The following is a 14,519-nucleotide window of genomic DNA, read 5'->3' on the forward strand; positions in this document are numbered from 1 at the left end:
CTAGGCTGCCTGGTCCAGCTGCTTGGCGACGGCGCGCGCCGTCGGGTCCTCGTAGAAGCTGCGCAACGGGACGCGGACGCCGTACCGCTCGTGGACCTGCTTGACCAGCTTCGACGCAAGCAGCGAATGGCCTCCCAGATCGAAGAAGTGGTCGTCAGGCTCGATCCCCGGTACCCCGAGCACCTCCCCGAACAGATCGCAGAGCTCTGTCTCGCGTTCGGCCACGGCGTCCTCCCTGTCAGCTCATGAGTAACGAAAACTTTGCGTTACCCGAGTCGAGATGAGCTTGGGCCGCAACGGAAAACCGCGCGTTCGAGCCGTTCTGAAGTTTGCGTCGAGGAAGGGCGCCCACGGTAGCGCGCGTCCGTCGCACGCAACCCGGATCAGGAGCCACGCAGATGCAGACGTTCACTCCGAAACGTTCGGCCTTCGCACGCACAGGAGCGATCACAGCCGTGGTCCTGCTCGCCTTGACGGGCATGACGACCGCGGCGCACGCGACTTGCACACCGGTCGGCACGTGGACCGGGTACGTGACCCGGACGGACGGGGACCACCCGACCAAGCTGCAGTTCAAGGCCAACGGCAAGGTGTTCGTCACCAATGAGCAGAACACCACCACCCAGGGCACCTGGTGGCCGACCGGCGTGAACACGTTCCACTACAAGTTCCGCGGCGAGAAGGTCTACGACGAGAACGGAGCCTACTTCGCGTACGTGGACTTCGACCAGGACGCCGTCCAAAGTGGACCGAACAACTTCACCAGCTCCGGCCCGTCCACGTTCTTCCTCGCGGACGGCACGAACCTGGGCACCTCGAACATCACGTTCACGATGGCTCGCGTCTAGCGCACGCGCGGACGGAGTCGGGACGGGTCCGCCGCCCTCGTCCCGACTCCTGGTCCGCGCGGGTCACACCAGGAACGAGGCGTGCTCTTCCACCCACTGGCGGAACGTGCGGGCCGGCTTGCCGGTGATCCGCTCCGCCGTGGCGCTGGTGTCCGCGACGACGCCGACCGCGGCCTCCCACTGGTTGAGCAGCGAGGTCAGCACGGGCGGCGGCACGAAGTTGCTCATCTGCGCCTCGCCCTCCTCGCGCGTCAGCCCGTTGATCACGAGCTTGCGCCCGAGCACCTCGCCGACGATCTCCAGCTCCTGGCGGAACGTCAGCGACTCGGGACCGGTGAGGTCGACGATCTCGTCCTGCAGCTTCTTCTCCGTCAACGCGACCACGGCCACGTCGGCGATGTCGTCCTCGTGCACCGGGGCCACCTGCGCCTCGGGGAAGACCTGGTCGATCGTGTCGCCCTGCTGCAGCGAGTAGCTCCAGCCGAACGCGTTGCTCATGAAAGCGCCCGGCCGCAGGATCGTGTAGTTCAGACCCGAGCCGACCACGGCCTCTTCGACGAGCACGTGGTGGTGCGCCAGCGGGTCCTGGTCCGCGCCCGGCAGGCCGACGGTGTTCGACGACAGCAGCACGATCTGCTCGACGCCGGCCTTCTCGGCCTCGTCGAGGAACTTCACGATGCCGTCCGGCTCCGCGTAGAGCAGCACCTTGGAGACACCGGCGAGGGCCGCGACGAACGTCTCCGGGTCGTTGAGGTCGAGCGCGACGGTCTCCACACCTTCTGGGACGTCGAGTTCCGCGGGGTTCCGGCCGGACGCGCGGAGGCTGTGACCCGCCGCGTAAAGCCGCTGGAGCACGCGACGGCCTACGTTGCCGCGCGCCCCGGTGACGAGGATGGTCATGTGAATCTCCCGGACTGGGTGGGTCGCCTGGAATGGGCGATCACGCTCAGCGTTCACCCGGTCACTCGAACGGCACTAGATCGGGCTTCAGGCCAAGGCTCCTAACCTGCGGAAACATTCCCCAGAGTCGCGAGGAGCGCACGGTGGTTTCCTTTCCCGTTCCCGGATCCAGCTACCGCGGTCCGGCGCCGGAGTTCGCCGGGTTCCGCGCGTCGAGCCCTGTCGTGCGCCTGCCCGCGAACGGCGGTGGTCACTGCTGGATCGCCACCACGCAGGACGCGGTCCGCGTGGTGCTCGACGACGTGCGGTTCTCCCGTGCGGCGTCCTACGAACCGGCGGCGCCGACCTTCCCCGGACTGTTCCAGGCGCCGCCCGGAATGATCATCTCGCTCGACCCGCCCGCCCACACGAGACTGCGCGACCTCGTCTCGCAGGCGTTCTCGGCCGACCGCATCGAGTCCATGCGACCAAGAATCGAGCAGCTGGTGGCAGCGTTGCTGGACCAGGCCGACGAGGAGGCCCTCGAGGGACCGGTCGACCTGCTCGGCAAGTTCACGTTCCCCCTGGCGATCATCGCGATCAGCGACCTGTTGGGTGTGCCCGCCGGCGACCGCGACACGTTCGCACGGCTGATCCGCGAGTTCGCCGCCGTCGACGCGCCGGAACTGGCGGCCGCGGCGGGCGAGCAGCTCGGCGAGTTCATGGCCGGGCTGGTGTTCGGGAAGATGGCGGCACCCGGTGACGACGTGCTGTCGGCGCTGACCGAGGCGCGCATCGGCGACGACAAGCTGGAGGTCGGCGAACTCATCGGCCTCGGATACACGTTGCTGGGCGCCGGCGGCGACTCCACGGCCTGCCACCTGGCCAGTTCGGTCCTGACGTTGCTGGGGCACCACCGCGACACCTGGGTGCGGCTGGGGGAGCGGCCGGAGGAGGTGCCGGCGGCGGTCGAGGAGCTCCTGCGGTGGATCACGTTGTCCACCAACGACACGACCGGCCTGCCGCGGATCGCGACGGAGGACGTGACGCTGTTCGGGGTCACGATCCCCAAGGGCGACGCGGTGTTCGTGTCGACCAACTCGGCGAACCGGGACGAGACGCTGTTCACCGATCCCGACGCGCTCGACTTCACGCGGACCGACAACGCGCACCTCGCGTTCGGGTACGGCATCCACCGGTGCCTCGGCGCCCCGCTCGCGCGCATCGAGCTGACCACGGCGTTCGAGGAACTGACCCGGCGCTTCCCGGCCGCGCGGCTCGCCGTCGCCGAGGAGGACCTGCAGTGGCAGCAGGCCGACATGAACCACCGGCTCGTCGCACTGCCGGTCGACCTGCACGGCAAGGGTTTCTGAAACGCGGAAGGCCCCCGGGACGACCGGGGGCCTTCTACCGTGCGGACTACTTCTTGCGGGGCACGGCGAGTGCTGCCAGCGCGCCGCAGAAGGTGAAGGCGGCGGCGCCGAGCAACGCGAGCCCGTAGCCGGAGCCGAGCGAGTGCCGCAGCGGTTCGCCCTGAGCCAGCAACGAGTCCGCGCGGGCCGACGACATCGTCGCGAGCACGACCAGGCCGATCGCGCTGCCCATCTGGCGGATCGTGTTGAGCAGACCGGACGCGAGGCCCGCCTGCTCGCGCGGCACACCGGAGGTGGCGGCGTTCGTGGTCGCGTTGAGCACCGCGCCCATCCCCAGGCCCAGCAGGGTGGTCGGCACCAGGATCGAGCCCAGGAACGTCGAGTTCTCGTCCGCTGTGGACACCCACAGCAGGCCGACGGTCGCCGTGAGCAGACCGGCGATCAGCACCGGCCGCGGGCCGATCTTCGGCACGATCCTCGCCACGCCGAAGCCGCCCAGCGCGATGCCGATCGACAGCGGCAGGTAGCCGAGGCCGGTCTGGAGCGCGCTGAAGTCCATCACCTGCTGCAGCACCAGGGTCAGGAAGTAGAAGGTGCTGAACAGCGCGGCGATCGCGAAGAACGCCACGATGTTCGTCGCCGTCACCGCGCGGTTGCGGAAGATGCCCAGCGGCATCAGCGGGTGGTCGGACACCGTCTGCTGGCGCAGGAAGAACGCGAACAGCACCACGGCCAGCGTCAGCGAACCGGCGACCTGCCAGGAGCTCCAGCCCAGCTCGTGCGACTGCGCGATGCCGTAGACCAGCGCCATCAGGCCGAGTGTCACGGTGAATGCGCCGGGGACGTCGAGGGCCTTGCGCCCGCCGTTGCTCGGGGTCTCCGGCACGGCGCCGCGGATCATGGCCACCAGCGCGATGCCGAGCGGCACGTTGATCAGCAGCACCCAGCGCCAGCCGAGGGACTCGGTGACGATGCCGCCGAGCAGCACGCCGGCCGCCCCGCCCGTGCCGGACACCGCGCTCCACCAGCCGAAGGCCTTCGCGCGGGCGGTGGGATCGCGGAACGTGGTGCCGAGCACCGTCAGCGACGCCGGTGCCATCACGGCCGCGCCCAGGCCCTGGAACCCGCGGGCCGCGATCAGGGCGCCGGGCGAGGTCGCCATGCCGCCGACCGCGCTCGCGACCGTGAACAGGGCGGCACCGAAGAGGAACACCCGGCGCTGGCCGAACAGGTCGGCGAGCCGTCCGCCCAGCAGCAGGAAGCCGCACACCGCGATCGTGTACGCGCTGTTGACCCACTGCAGGTCGTGCCGCTCGAACCTCAGCTCCTCGAAGATCGAGGGCAGGGCGACGTTCATGACCGACGCGTCCAGCACGTTCATGAACTGGGCCAGGCAGCAGACGGCCAGCACGAGGCCGAGCTTCGTGCCCGGCTTGTCGAGGGTGGCCGTCATGAGCGCACCAGGCGGAAGAACGTCCGCAGCTCCTCGACGAGGACGACGGGGTTCTCCAGCGCGGGGAAGTGGCCGCCGGACGGCATCTCCTTCCAGTAGCGCAGATCGGTGAAACGGTGCTCCGCCCACGCCTTGGGCATCCGCGCGTCGGCCGGGAACACCGAGAAGCCGGTCGGCACGCCGACCTGGGTCAGCGGCGACTTGTTGTAGCTCTCCCAGTACAACCGGCCCGACGACGCGGCCGTGGCGGTGAACCAGCACACCGAGACCATGTCGAGGATCCGGTCGCGAGAGATGATCTTCTCCGCGTCCCCGTCGTGGTCGCTCCACGACCAGTACTTCTCGCCGGCCCAGCCGAGTTGACCGATGGGGGAGTCGGTCAGGCCGTATGCCAGCGACTGCGGCTTGGTGTTCATGACCGCCGCGTAGGCGGACTCCTTGGCGGCGAACTCCTTGAGCGCACCGAGTCCTTTGTAGTCCTCTTGCGTCAGCTGGACTTCGGCCTCGGGCGCCGGAGCGAACGGCATCACGAGGTGGATGGCCTCGACGTGGTCCGGCGCGATGTGGCCGAGGATGCCCGTGATGAACGAGCCCCAGTCGTTGCCGTGCGCGTAGAACCTGTCGTAGCCGGCGCGGCCCATCAGCGTGACGAACGACGCGGCGATGCGTTCCAGCGTCCAGCCGGTCCCGGTCGGCTTGTCGCTGAAACCGTAGCCGGGCAACGAGGGCGCGACGACGTGGAAGGCGTCGGCCGGGTCCGGCGGGTTGGTGAGCGGTTCGATGACGTCGAGGAACTCCGCGACCGACCCCGGCCAGCCGTGCGTGAGCAGCAACGGCTTCGCGTTGGCGTGCGGCGACTTCGCGTGCAGGAAGTGGATGCCGACGCCGTCGATCTCCGTCTTGAACTGGGGGATGGCGTTGAGACGGGCTTCCGTGGCGCGCCAGTCGTAGACGCCTGCCCAGTGCTCGGCCAGTTCCTTGGCATAGGCCAGCGGCATGCCCTGCGACCAGTCGTCCACGGTCTCCGCGTCCGGCCACCTGGTCGCTGCCAGCCGCCGGGTGAGGTCCGCCAGTTCGGAGTCGGGAACCTCGACCCGGAACGGCACGAGTGCAGTGTCCATGGCGCGAAGGTAGGTACGGGGGCTCAAATCCCGGTCGACATCCAGGTTTCGAGCCGCCTTCGAGGTGCGCGTAGCACTGTTCGGCGCGAGGCCAGGCCGACAGTGATCCCCGGAGGTGTTCTGCGTGCTGCCCCTTGAACTGGACGAGGAGTTCCCGTTCAGCGGTTCCTCCTACCGCGGCCCGGACCCCAAGTACGACGAGCTGCGCGCCGAGTGCCCCGTTGCCAAGGTACCCACCAACTCCGGCACGCCGACCTGGGTGATCACCAAGTACGAGGACGTTCGCGCCGGGCTCGCCGACTCCAGGCTGAGCCGCGCGTTGACGTGCGTCGAGGGTGCTCCCCAGGTCGGCGGCGCCATGACCACCACGCCCGAGATGATCATCTCGCTGGACGGGACCGAGCACTCCCGGCTGCGCAAGCTGGTCATGGGGGCGTTCACCGTCCGCAAGGTCGAGGCGATGCGTGCGGGCGTGCAGAAGGTGGCCGACGAGCTGCTCGACGCGATCGAGCTCAAGGGCGCGCCGGTCAACCTCGTCGAAGCGCTGTGCGTTCCGCTGCCGCTCACGATCATCGGCGACCTGCTCGGCGTGCCGACCGACGACCTGAAGATCTTCGAGACGGACGCGCGGGCGTTCGCGACGTTCGACGAGAACGACCCCGAGGCGCCGATGCGCGCGTTCGGGCGGCTCGCCGGGTACGTCATGGGCCTGATCGCGCAGAAGCGCGAGAAGCCCGGCCAGGACATGCTGTCCGACCTGATCTCCGCGCGGGACAACGACGACAAGCTGAGCGAGCAGGAGCTGGTGACGTTCGCGTTCACCCTCATCGGCGCCGGCTTCGACACCGCCGCGAACCAGATCTCCAACTCGGTGCTGGCGTTGCTGCACGACCACCCGGACACGTGGCAGCGGCTCGTCGCCGACCCGTCGCTGATCCCCGCGGCCGTCGAGGAGCTCCTGCGGCACGTCAACCTCTTCGCCACCGACACCACGGGTTTCCACCGCATCGCGGCGGAGGACCTGGAGCTCGGCGGGCAGAAGATCGCCAAGGGCGACGCGGTGTTCTTCGTGCTGTCGTCGGCGAACCGCGACGAGGACGTCTTCGAGAACCCTCAGCAGCTCGACATCGACCGCGCCTCGAACCCGCACATCGCGTTCGGGCACGGCGTGCACTACTGCCTCGGCAAGCAGCTGGGGCGCATGGAGATGGCGATCGCCATCGAAGGCCTGACCCGCCGGTTCCCGGACCTCCGGCTCGCCGTGCCGTACGAGGACCTGGTGTGGCACCAGGGCGAGATCAACCACTCACTCGTCAGCCTCCCCGTCACCTGGGGATAGACAGAAGGAGAGCCATGAGCATCCCCGAGAAGCAGTGGGAGGTCAGGCTCGCCAAGCACGTCGAGGACGACCTGACCCTCGAGCACTTCGACGTCGTCGAGGTGGCCGTCCCCGAGCCCGGTGACGGTGAGGTGTTGGTGCGCGTCGACTACGTGTCGGTGGCCGCCGCCTTCAAGGAGTTCATGAGGTCCGACTGCCAGATCCCCGGTGTGCCGCCGTGGAAGGTCGGCGAGCCGGCCGGTGCCGGCGGCGTGGGCACCGTGGTCAAGTCGAACAGCCCCGACCTGGAGGTCGGGGACCTGGTGCAGTCGTTCGGGCCGTGGCAGGAGTACTGGTCCGGGCCGGCGCAGCAGTTCATCAAGCAGAACCCGCACTACGTGCCTTCTCCGGTCTACTTCCTGTCGCAGGGGCCGACGGCCTACTACGGCATGGCGACCATCGCGCAGGCGGGCGAGGGTGACGTCGTGTTCGTCACCGGTGCCGCCGGTGGCGTCGGGTCGCTCGCCGGGCAGATCGCGAAGGCCCGTGGCGCCAAGGTGATCGGCTCGGCCGGCAGCCAGGAGAAGGTCGACTGGCTGGTGAACGAGCTCGGCTTCGACGCCGCGTTCAACTACAAGGACGGCCCCGCGGCCGACCGGCTGCGCGAGCTCGCTCCCGACGGCATCAGCGTGTTCTTCGACAACGTGGGCGGCGAGCAGTTCGAGGCAGCCATCCAGGCGGCCCGCCCGCACGCCCGCTTCGCGTTGTGCGGCGCGCTCGCCAACCAGAACGACGGCACGGCCGAGCACCCGCGGATCGACCTGATGACGGCGATCACCAAGCACCTGGAGATCCGCCCGTTCGCCTGCTACCACCTGCCGGAGCAGATCCAGGACTGGGTCGTCCACTTCGGACAGTGGTTGCAGGAGGGCAAGTTCGTCTTCCCGCACACGATCGTCGACGAGGGCGGGGTCAAGACCGCGCCGCAGGCGCTGCTGTCGCTGTTGGCGGGCAAGTACACCGGCAACGTGACGGTCAAGTGCTCCTGACGCGCGTGTTGTAGAAGGGGGCGCCTTCACTGGCGCCCCCTTCGAGGTCATCCGAGCCTTTGCGCCGTGATCCGGATCGCGGCCTCACGTGCTGTCGTGCCGTTCGCGAGGCGCACCACCGCGTTGCCGTTGCTGACGAACTCGTCGCCGCGCAGCACGGCGTCCTGTGCGATCTCGATCGTGCCCGGAGCCTCGGTCAGCTCCTCCTGGATCCGGTAGCTGAACGTGTCGGGACCCGTCTGGGTCCACGTCCCGGCTCCCTTTCCGCCCACGACCAGCGCCGCTGTGCCGTCGCGCGCGAACTCGAACTCGCTCTCCGTGTCGCCGCCGGGTCTGCCGACCCGTGCGCGCCACCTGCCCACCGCAAGAATTCCCATGCTCCCCAGGGTTTCCGCCCCAGCTAGACCTGGACTCAAGGTTCAACCAGCAGGGTTGACGGTGACTGCCCTACCGAGTGGAAAGAAGCTGGAGGCGTCATGTCGGACGCACCATTTGCCGGACAGCAGGTCGTCGTGACGGGTGGGGGAACCGGCATCGGCCGCGCGGCGGCGCTGGCGTTCGCCGACCTCGGCGCCGGGAACGTGATCATCACAGGCCGCCGGGAGAACCGGCTCACCGAGGTCGTCGCACTGCACCCCGCCATCACCGCCGTCGTCGCGGACGTGACGACGGACGAAGGCGCCCAGAAGGTCGCCGACGCCGTGAAACTGGGCGGCGGCAAGGTGGACGTGCTGGTGCACAACGCCGGTATCTTCCGTTTCACGCCGGTCGCCGGTTTCGACCTCGCCACCGCGCGCGACGTGCTGGAGACCAACCTGGTCGGCCCGCTGGTGCTGACCGCCAAGCTGTTGCCGCAGCTGACTTCGCCGGGCGGCAGCATCGTGTTCGTCTCGAGCAACGCCGGGCACATCGCGGTGCCGGGCGGTGGCGTGTACGGCGCCAGCAAGGCTGCCGTGGACAGCCTCGTGCGCAGCTGGGCCCTCGAACTGGCCCCGCAGGGCATCCGCGTCAACGCGGTCGCCCCTGCCGCGGTGCGCACGGAGGTCTACTCCGCCAACGGTTTGAGCCCCGAGGAGGTCGAGGGCTACTTCGGCTTCCAGGCCTCGCAGACGCCGCTGGGGCGCACCGGCGAGGTCGACGACGTCGTTCCGTGGATCACCCGCTTCGCCGAGCCCGCGAGCTCGTGGGTCACCGGTCAAGTCATCACGCTCGATGGCGGCGCTGACCTGGCGTGAGCCAACTTCTCGACTAGGAGGAAGACCCAGATGACCAGCAGCGCCACCGAGCCAGGTGTGGACACGTTCCCGTACAAGCGCACATGCCCGTTCACGCCGCCCGCGCAGTACACCGAGATGGCCGAGGAAGACGTCGTCGAGGTGACGCTGACCGGTTCCGGGCTCCGGATCTGGACGATCAGCGGCTACCACACGATCAAGCAGCTCCTCACGGACCCGCGGATCAGCGCCTCGCGCAAGCACGACAACTTCCCGTTCTACTTCATCGCGCCGCCGGAGTTCCGCACCGAGACGTCGTTCATCGGCTACGACAACCCGGAGCACACCAAGACCCGGCGCAAGGCGGCCGTGACGTTCACCAACCGCCAGGTGAAGCGGCTGCGCCCGCGCATCCAGGAGATCGTCGACGAGTACATCGACAAGATCCTCACGATGACGCCGCCGATCGACTTCCACCGCGAGTTCTCGCTCGCCGTGCCGATGACGGTCATCTGCGAGCTGCTCGGCATCCCGCAGGACGAGCACGACTTCTTCATCGAGCACGGCACGTGTCTGCTCGGCGGTCACTCGACGCCCGAGCAGCGCCAGGCCGCGATCGTCGAGGTGAACGCCTACGTCGACAAGCTGATCACGCAGAAGGAGCAGGAGCCCGGCGAGGACCTGCTCAGCCGCGCGATGGCCGAGTACGCCGCGTCCGGCGAGGAGTACACGCGCCGCGACCTGTTCAACATGATCCGCCTCCTGATGAACGGCGGCCACGAGACCACGGCCTCGATGCTGTCGCTCGGCACCGCCGCGCTGCTGGAGAACCCCGACCAGCTCAAGCTGCTGCTGGACGACCCCGAGGGCATGATCGAGCCCGCAGTCGAGGAGCTCGTGCGCCTCGCGACCATCGGTGACACGGCCATCCCGCGCGTCGCGCTGGAGGACATCGAGATCGGTGGCAAGACCATCAAGGCCGGCGACGGCATCCTGTGCCTGGGCCTCAACGGCAACCGCGACCCGGAGATCTTCCCGGAGCCGGAGAAGCTGATCCTGGAGCGCGGCACCCGCAAGCACCTCGGGTTCGGCCACGGCCTGCACCACTGCATCGGTGCCGACCTCGCCCGCCTGGAGATGCAGCTCGTGTGGTCGACGCTGTTCCAGCGCATCCCGTCGCTGCGCCTGGCGAAGCCGTTCCTGGAGATCCCGCGCAAGGAGGGCGCCGTGATCTACGGCCTCTGGGAGCTGCCGGTCACCTGGGACCTCCCCGCCGAGGACTAGAGAACGCGAAAGGGGCCCCGCACCTCGGTGCGGGGCCCCTTTGCGTTGTGCCGTCAGTCCTTCGGGATGTTCGGGCGCTGCACGTGCCCGGGAACCCTGGTGTGCTTGCTCGCCGGCAGCGCACCGTCGACGAGGTAGTCGTCGACCAGCGAGTCGAGAACCTCGTTGCCCGCCAGCCCGTACACCTCGTGGTCGCCGGAGTCCTCGACGAGGACGAGCGGGTGGTCCAGCAGCGCGGCCAGCTCGATGCCGCCCTCGACGCGGTCCATCGGGTCGCCGTCGGCCTGCACCACGAGACCCTTGGGGTAGCCGGGCTGCGCGAGCTTCGTCGGCGGCTCCAGGCTCTCGAACGTCCGGAACGCGCCGACCCACGGCTGGGCCCGCAGCACGCCGTAGCCGTACGGGTGCTGGGCGCGGTGCTTGCGGACGTCGGCGTAGTAGACCTCCAGGTCCTGCGGCCAGTAGGTCTCCAGCGTGATGGCCTCCAGCACGCCGACCCGCAGGTCGCCCTCCGAGTCCTGCGGCCGCCACGTGGCCTGCCCGACGATCAGCGACCGCGCCTTGTCGTAGTTGGCGTCCTGCAACGTGGTGCGGAGGTCGCCGATGAGGTAGCCCAGCGAGTCCCACTGCGCCCGGTCCGTCGACCGCGTGCCGACCGCGCCGTCGAACAGCGTGCGGAGCTGGATCTGGTCGCCTTCCTCGAGCTTCTCGACGACGGCCTCGATCTCGGCGATGACCTGCTCGGAGCTGGTGCCGAGGTGGAAGTGCCCGTCGCGCTGCGCGGTCCACTCCGCCCACAGCGCGACGTTGCGGTAGACCGCCTCCGCCTGCGTGACGAACTGCTCGCGCCACGTCCACTGTGGATTGATGCACGAGTCGAGGACCGTGCGGTCGAGGTTCTCCGGGAACATCGTGCCGTAGACGGCGCCGACGTACGTGCCGTACGCGTACCCGACGAACGAGATCTTCTCCTCGCCCAGCACGACCCGGATCAGGTCCATGTCCCGGGCGGTGTTGCGCGTCGTGATGTGCGGGCGCAGCTCACCGCCGCCCTTCTCGCAGCCGAGCTCGCGCAGCCGCATGTCCTCGGCCAGCTGCTCGAACAACGAGTCCGGCGGCCGGGAGTCGAAGGGCGCCTTGGGAATCGTCACCTCGCTGTACAGCTTGGTGGACTCGCCGTAGCCGCGCGGGTCGAACCCGATGAGGTCGTAGGCGGTCCGCACCCGCTTGCCGAGGCGCTTGATCAGCCCGAGGCCGTCGCCACCGTCACCGCCGGGTCCGCCGTTGACGGCCAGCAGGACGCCGCGCCGCTTCGACGGGTCCGTCGCCTTGAGGCGGGCGACGGCGATGGTGAGCTTCGGGCCGTCCGGGTCGGAATAGTCGCGTGGCACGACGACCGTCGCGCGTTCAAGGCCGTCCTCGAACGGCGGTGACCAGTTCACCTGCTGGTCGTAGAACTCCTTGAGGGGCACGGTGGAACCTCCGCGTGTGGGTGTACGCCGACACCGCAGAGTCGCAAGAAGGGCTCGAATGCCAGCGGAGCAGCACGGGCACAACGCTCAAGGTGGTCTCCACCACGTGCAAAGCGCCGCCGTTCAAGGTGAACCTCGTCCGGCGAGCCGCAGATCCGTGGGAGAACTGCCATGCCAAAGATCACTTACGTAGCGCACGACGGGGTTGAGACCGTTGTCGACGTTGCCCAGAACGACACCGTGATGCGCGGCGCGGTTCTCAACGGCATCAAGGGAATCGTCGCCCAGTGCGGTGGTGGAGCCTCGTGCGGCACGTGCCACGTGTACGTCGACCCCGAGAACACCAAGCCGCTGTCGCAGATGCACCAGGTCGAGGACGAGCTCCTCTACTTCACGGCCTGTGAGCGCAAGGAGAACAGCCGGCTGAGCTGCCAGATCCCCGTGACCGAGGAGCAGGACGGGCTCGTCGTGCACATGCCTGAGAAGCAACTCTGAGGGAGAGAAGAAGCATGAGCCAGCGACGGGTCGCCCTGGTCACGGGCGCCACCAGTGGAATCGGTCTCGAGGTCGCGCGCAGCCTCGGCAAGGAGGGGCACGCGGTCTTCGTCGTGGCCCGCAACGCCGAGAACGTCCAGACCACGGTGAAGCAGCTCCGTGAAGAGGGCATCGAGGCGGACGGCGCGTCGTCCGACGTGACGTCCACGGAGGAGATCCGCGCCGCGGTGCAGAAGGCCGTGGACGTGTTCGGGCCCATCGAGATCCTCGTCAACAACGCCGGACGCGGTGGCGGTGGCATCACCGCCGAGCTGGACGAGGACCTCTGGCTGGACGTCATCGACACCAACCTCAACGGTGTCTTCCGCTTCACCAAAGAGGTGCTGTCCACCGGCAAGATGGTCGAGCAGACCTGGGGCCGGATCATCAACATCGCCTCCACCGGCGGCAAGCAGGGCGTCGTGTTCGCCGCGCCCTACTCGGCGTCCAAGCACGGCGTCGTCGGCTTCACGAAGGCCGTCGGCATCGAGCTCGCGAAGTCCGGCATCACCGTCAACGCGGTGTGCCCCGGCTACGTCGAGACGCCGATGGCCAGCCGGGTGCGCCAGGGGTACGCGAACCACTGGGGCGTCACCGAGGAAGAGGTCCTCGAGAAGTTCAACGCCAAGATCCCGCTGGGTCGGTACAGCACGCCGGAAGAGGTCGCCGGTCTCGTGACGTACCTGACGACGGACACCGCGTCCTCGATCACCGCACAGGCGCTCAACGTCTGCGGCGGGCTGGGCAACTACTGACATGCGCGGCGAGTCGGTAGTCGTCGTCGGGGCCGGGCAGGCGGGTTGCCAGGTCGCGGTGTCCCTGCGCGAGCAGGGACACCGCGGACCGATCACGCTCATCGGTGACGAGCAGGCGGCGCCGTACCAGCGGCCGCCGCTCACCAAGGCCTACCTGGCGGGGGAGACCGACCTCGCCGGGCTGGTGCTCAGGCAGGACTCGTACTACGAGGACCACGGCATCAAGCTCGTGCGCGGCGAGCGGGTGATCGGGGTCGACCGCCAGGCGCGGGTGGCGGTGCTGGGTTGTGCCCGGACGATCAGCTACGACCACCTGGTGTTCGCGACGGGAGCGCGGCCGCGGCCGTTGCCCATCCCCGGTGCCGAGCACGTGCTGAACCTGCGCACGGTCGCCGACGCGGACGCGATCAGGCAGCGGCTCGACGGCCAGATCGGGCTCGACGTCGTCGTCATCGGCGGCGGGTTCATCGGGCTCGAGTTCGCCGCCGTGGTGCGGAAGCTGCGCCACGAGGTGACCGTCGTCGAGGCGCAGCCGCAGGTGATGCAACGGGCGGTGTCCGCGGAGACGGCCCAGCACCTCGTCAGCCGCCACCGCAGCGAAGGCGTCCAGATCCTCACCGGAACGGGCGTCGCCGCCGTCAGGGAAGGCCTGGTGGAACTGGCGGACGGCACGGTGCTCGTCGCGGACCTCGTGGTCGCGGGCATCGGCGTCATCCCGAACACCGAGGTCGCCCAGCGCGCCGGGCTCTCCGTCGACAACGGCATCGTCGTGGACGCGCACCTCGGCACGGTCGACCCGCGCGTCTACGCGGTCGGCGACTGCGCGCGGTTCGCCAGCACGCACGCCGGCGGCCTCATCCGCCTGGAATCGGTGCAGAACGCCACGGACCAGGGCACCACGGTCGCGGCGGCCATCATGGGCAGCGCGGAGCCCTACACCGCCCTGCCGTGGTTCTGGAGCGACCAGTACGACGTGAAGCTGCAGACCGCGGGCCTCACCAACGGCCACGACCGCACGGTCACCGTCGGCGACCCGGCGGAGGGCCGGTTCTCGGTGTTCTGCTTCAAAAATGACAGGTTGATTGGAATCGAGGCCTACAACCGGCCGATCGACTTCCTGATGGGGCGCCGGATCCTCGAGGGCGGCAACTCGCTCACCCCTGAGATCGTCGCCCAGCCGGGCTTCGACCTGCGCGCCAGCCAGCAGAAGGCAGCCTGA

Annotated in this window: 15 protein-coding genes; 9 read left to right on the forward strand and 6 right to left on the reverse strand. The window is 68.8% G+C overall.

Annotated elements, in window-relative coordinates; genetic code table 11:
* Complete coding sequence (locus tag DFR72_RS36295; protein WP_090070905.1) at positions 1-225, reverse strand: acyl carrier protein; 225 nt, start codon at positions 223-225, stop codon at positions 1-3.
* A gap of 230 nt (positions 226-455) precedes the next feature.
* Here DFR72_RS36295 and DFR72_RS36300 point away from each other — a divergent pair, with 230 nt between their 5' ends.
* Positions 456-848 (forward strand): hypothetical protein, encoded by a 393-nt coding sequence (locus DFR72_RS36300; protein WP_147290346.1) that lies wholly within the window; start codon positions 456-458, stop codon positions 846-848.
* A 63-nt stretch (positions 849-911) separates the two neighbouring features.
* Here DFR72_RS36300 and DFR72_RS36305 read toward each other — a convergent pair whose 3' ends face one another.
* Positions 912-1,748: an NAD(P)H-binding protein gene (locus DFR72_RS36305; RefSeq protein ID WP_090070909.1), complete on the reverse strand. Its 837-nt coding sequence runs from the start codon at positions 1,746-1,748 to the stop codon at positions 912-914.
* Between the two features lie 143 nt (positions 1,749-1,891).
* On the opposite strand from DFR72_RS36305, the gene DFR72_RS36310 reads away from it, so the two are divergent.
* Entirely contained in the window at positions 1,892-3,100 is a 1,209-nt protein-coding gene (locus tag DFR72_RS36310) for a cytochrome P450 (protein ID WP_170176566.1), read from the forward strand.
* Positions 3,101-3,146: 46 nt separating this feature from the next.
* Here DFR72_RS36310 and DFR72_RS36315 read toward each other — a convergent pair whose 3' ends face one another.
* Together DFR72_RS36315 and DFR72_RS36320 are read right to left on the reverse strand one after the other, a co-directional pair.
* Positions 3,147-4,553, reverse strand: a complete 1,407-nt coding sequence (locus DFR72_RS36315; protein WP_090070913.1) for an MFS transporter — start codon at positions 4,551-4,553, stop codon at positions 3,147-3,149.
* Positions 4,550-5,674, reverse strand: coding sequence for an epoxide hydrolase family protein (locus DFR72_RS36320; protein WP_090070916.1), 1,125 nt, complete (start codon positions 5,672-5,674; stop codon positions 4,550-4,552). Before DFR72_RS36320 ends, DFR72_RS36315 begins: the two co-directional genes overlap by 4 nt.
* A gap of 124 nt (positions 5,675-5,798) precedes the next feature.
* On the opposite strand from DFR72_RS36320, the gene DFR72_RS36325 reads away from it, so the two are divergent.
* Both DFR72_RS36325 and DFR72_RS47595 read left to right on the forward strand, forming a co-directional pair.
* The gene (locus tag DFR72_RS36325; RefSeq protein ID WP_143086924.1) at positions 5,799-7,013 is read left to right on the forward strand and encodes a cytochrome P450; all 1,215 of its coding nucleotides are present in this window, start codon (positions 5,799-5,801) and stop codon (positions 7,011-7,013) included.
* 14 nt (positions 7,014-7,027) lie between these two features.
* Entirely contained in the window at positions 7,028-8,041 is a 1,014-nt protein-coding gene (locus tag DFR72_RS47595; RefSeq protein ID WP_090070920.1) for an MDR family NADP-dependent oxidoreductase, read from the forward strand.
* A 47-nt stretch (positions 8,042-8,088) separates the two neighbouring features.
* On the opposite strand, the gene DFR72_RS36335 is transcribed toward DFR72_RS47595, so the two are convergent.
* Complete coding sequence (locus DFR72_RS36335; RefSeq protein ID WP_143086925.1) at positions 8,089-8,418, reverse strand: hypothetical protein; 330 nt, start codon at positions 8,416-8,418, stop codon at positions 8,089-8,091.
* 99 nt (positions 8,419-8,517) lie between these two features.
* Here DFR72_RS36335 and DFR72_RS36340 point away from each other — a divergent pair, with 99 nt between their 5' ends.
* Positions 8,518-9,276 carry an SDR family NAD(P)-dependent oxidoreductase gene (locus DFR72_RS36340; protein ID WP_090070922.1) on the forward strand — a complete coding sequence of 253 codons (759 nt, stop codon included), beginning with the start codon at positions 8,518-8,520 and terminating at the stop codon, positions 9,274-9,276.
* A gap of 30 nt (positions 9,277-9,306) precedes the next feature.
* Entirely contained in the window at positions 9,307-10,539 is a 1,233-nt protein-coding gene (locus tag DFR72_RS36345) for a cytochrome P450 (RefSeq protein ID WP_090070924.1), read from the forward strand.
* A 53-nt stretch (positions 10,540-10,592) separates the two neighbouring features.
* Here the strand turns inward: DFR72_RS36345 and DFR72_RS36350 are convergent, their stop codons facing one another.
* Entirely contained in the window at positions 10,593-12,011 is a 1,419-nt protein-coding gene (locus tag DFR72_RS36350; protein ID WP_170176567.1) for an alpha/beta fold hydrolase, read from the reverse strand.
* Between the two features lie 171 nt (positions 12,012-12,182).
* Here DFR72_RS36350 and DFR72_RS36355 point away from each other — a divergent pair, with 171 nt between their 5' ends.
* From DFR72_RS36355 to DFR72_RS36365, 3 genes are read left to right on the forward strand one after another with little or no spacing between them, the layout of a single operon-like run.
* Entirely contained in the window at positions 12,183-12,506 is a 324-nt protein-coding gene (locus tag DFR72_RS36355) for a 2Fe-2S iron-sulfur cluster-binding protein (RefSeq protein ID WP_090070928.1), read from the forward strand.
* Positions 12,507-12,520: 14 nt separating this feature from the next.
* Complete coding sequence (locus DFR72_RS36360) at positions 12,521-13,300, forward strand: SDR family NAD(P)-dependent oxidoreductase (RefSeq protein WP_090070931.1); 780 nt, start codon at positions 12,521-12,523, stop codon at positions 13,298-13,300.
* Between the two features lies 1 nt (position 13,301).
* Positions 13,302-14,519 (forward strand): NAD(P)/FAD-dependent oxidoreductase, encoded by a 1,218-nt coding sequence (locus DFR72_RS36365; RefSeq protein ID WP_090070933.1) that lies wholly within the window; start codon positions 13,302-13,304, stop codon positions 14,517-14,519.

The organism is Lentzea flaviverrucosa (assembly GCF_003350445.1).
GTDB lineage: Bacteria > Actinomycetota > Actinomycetes > Mycobacteriales > Pseudonocardiaceae > Lentzea > Lentzea californiensis.

Coding starts and splice junctions, on each gene's coding strand:
- DFR72_RS36360 (WP_090070931.1), top strand. CDS start 12,521: ATGAGCCAGCGACGGGTCGCCCTGGTCACGGGCGCCACCAGTGGAATC.
- DFR72_RS36355 (WP_090070928.1), top strand. CDS start 12,183: ATGCCAAAGATCACTTACGTAGCGCACGACGGGGTTGAGACCGTTGTC.
- DFR72_RS36345 (WP_090070924.1), top strand. CDS start 9,307: ATGACCAGCAGCGCCACCGAGCCAGGTGTGGACACGTTCCCGTACAAG.
- DFR72_RS36320 (WP_090070916.1), bottom strand. CDS start 5,674: ATGGACACTGCACTCGTGCCGTTCCGGGTCGAGGTTCCCGACTCCGAA.
- DFR72_RS36340 (WP_090070922.1), top strand. CDS start 8,518: ATGTCGGACGCACCATTTGCCGGACAGCAGGTCGTCGTGACGGGTGGG.
- DFR72_RS36315 (WP_090070913.1), bottom strand. CDS start 4,553: ATGACGGCCACCCTCGACAAGCCGGGCACGAAGCTCGGCCTCGTGCTG.
- DFR72_RS47595 (WP_090070920.1), top strand. CDS start 7,028: ATGAGCATCCCCGAGAAGCAGTGGGAGGTCAGGCTCGCCAAGCACGTC.
- DFR72_RS36335 (WP_143086925.1), bottom strand. CDS start 8,418: ATGGGAATTCTTGCGGTGGGCAGGTGGCGCGCACGGGTCGGCAGACCC.
- DFR72_RS36365 (WP_090070933.1), top strand. CDS start 13,302: ATGCGCGGCGAGTCGGTAGTCGTCGTCGGGGCCGGGCAGGCGGGTTGC.
- DFR72_RS36305 (WP_090070909.1), bottom strand. CDS start 1,748: ATGACCATCCTCGTCACCGGGGCGCGCGGCAACGTAGGCCGTCGCGTG.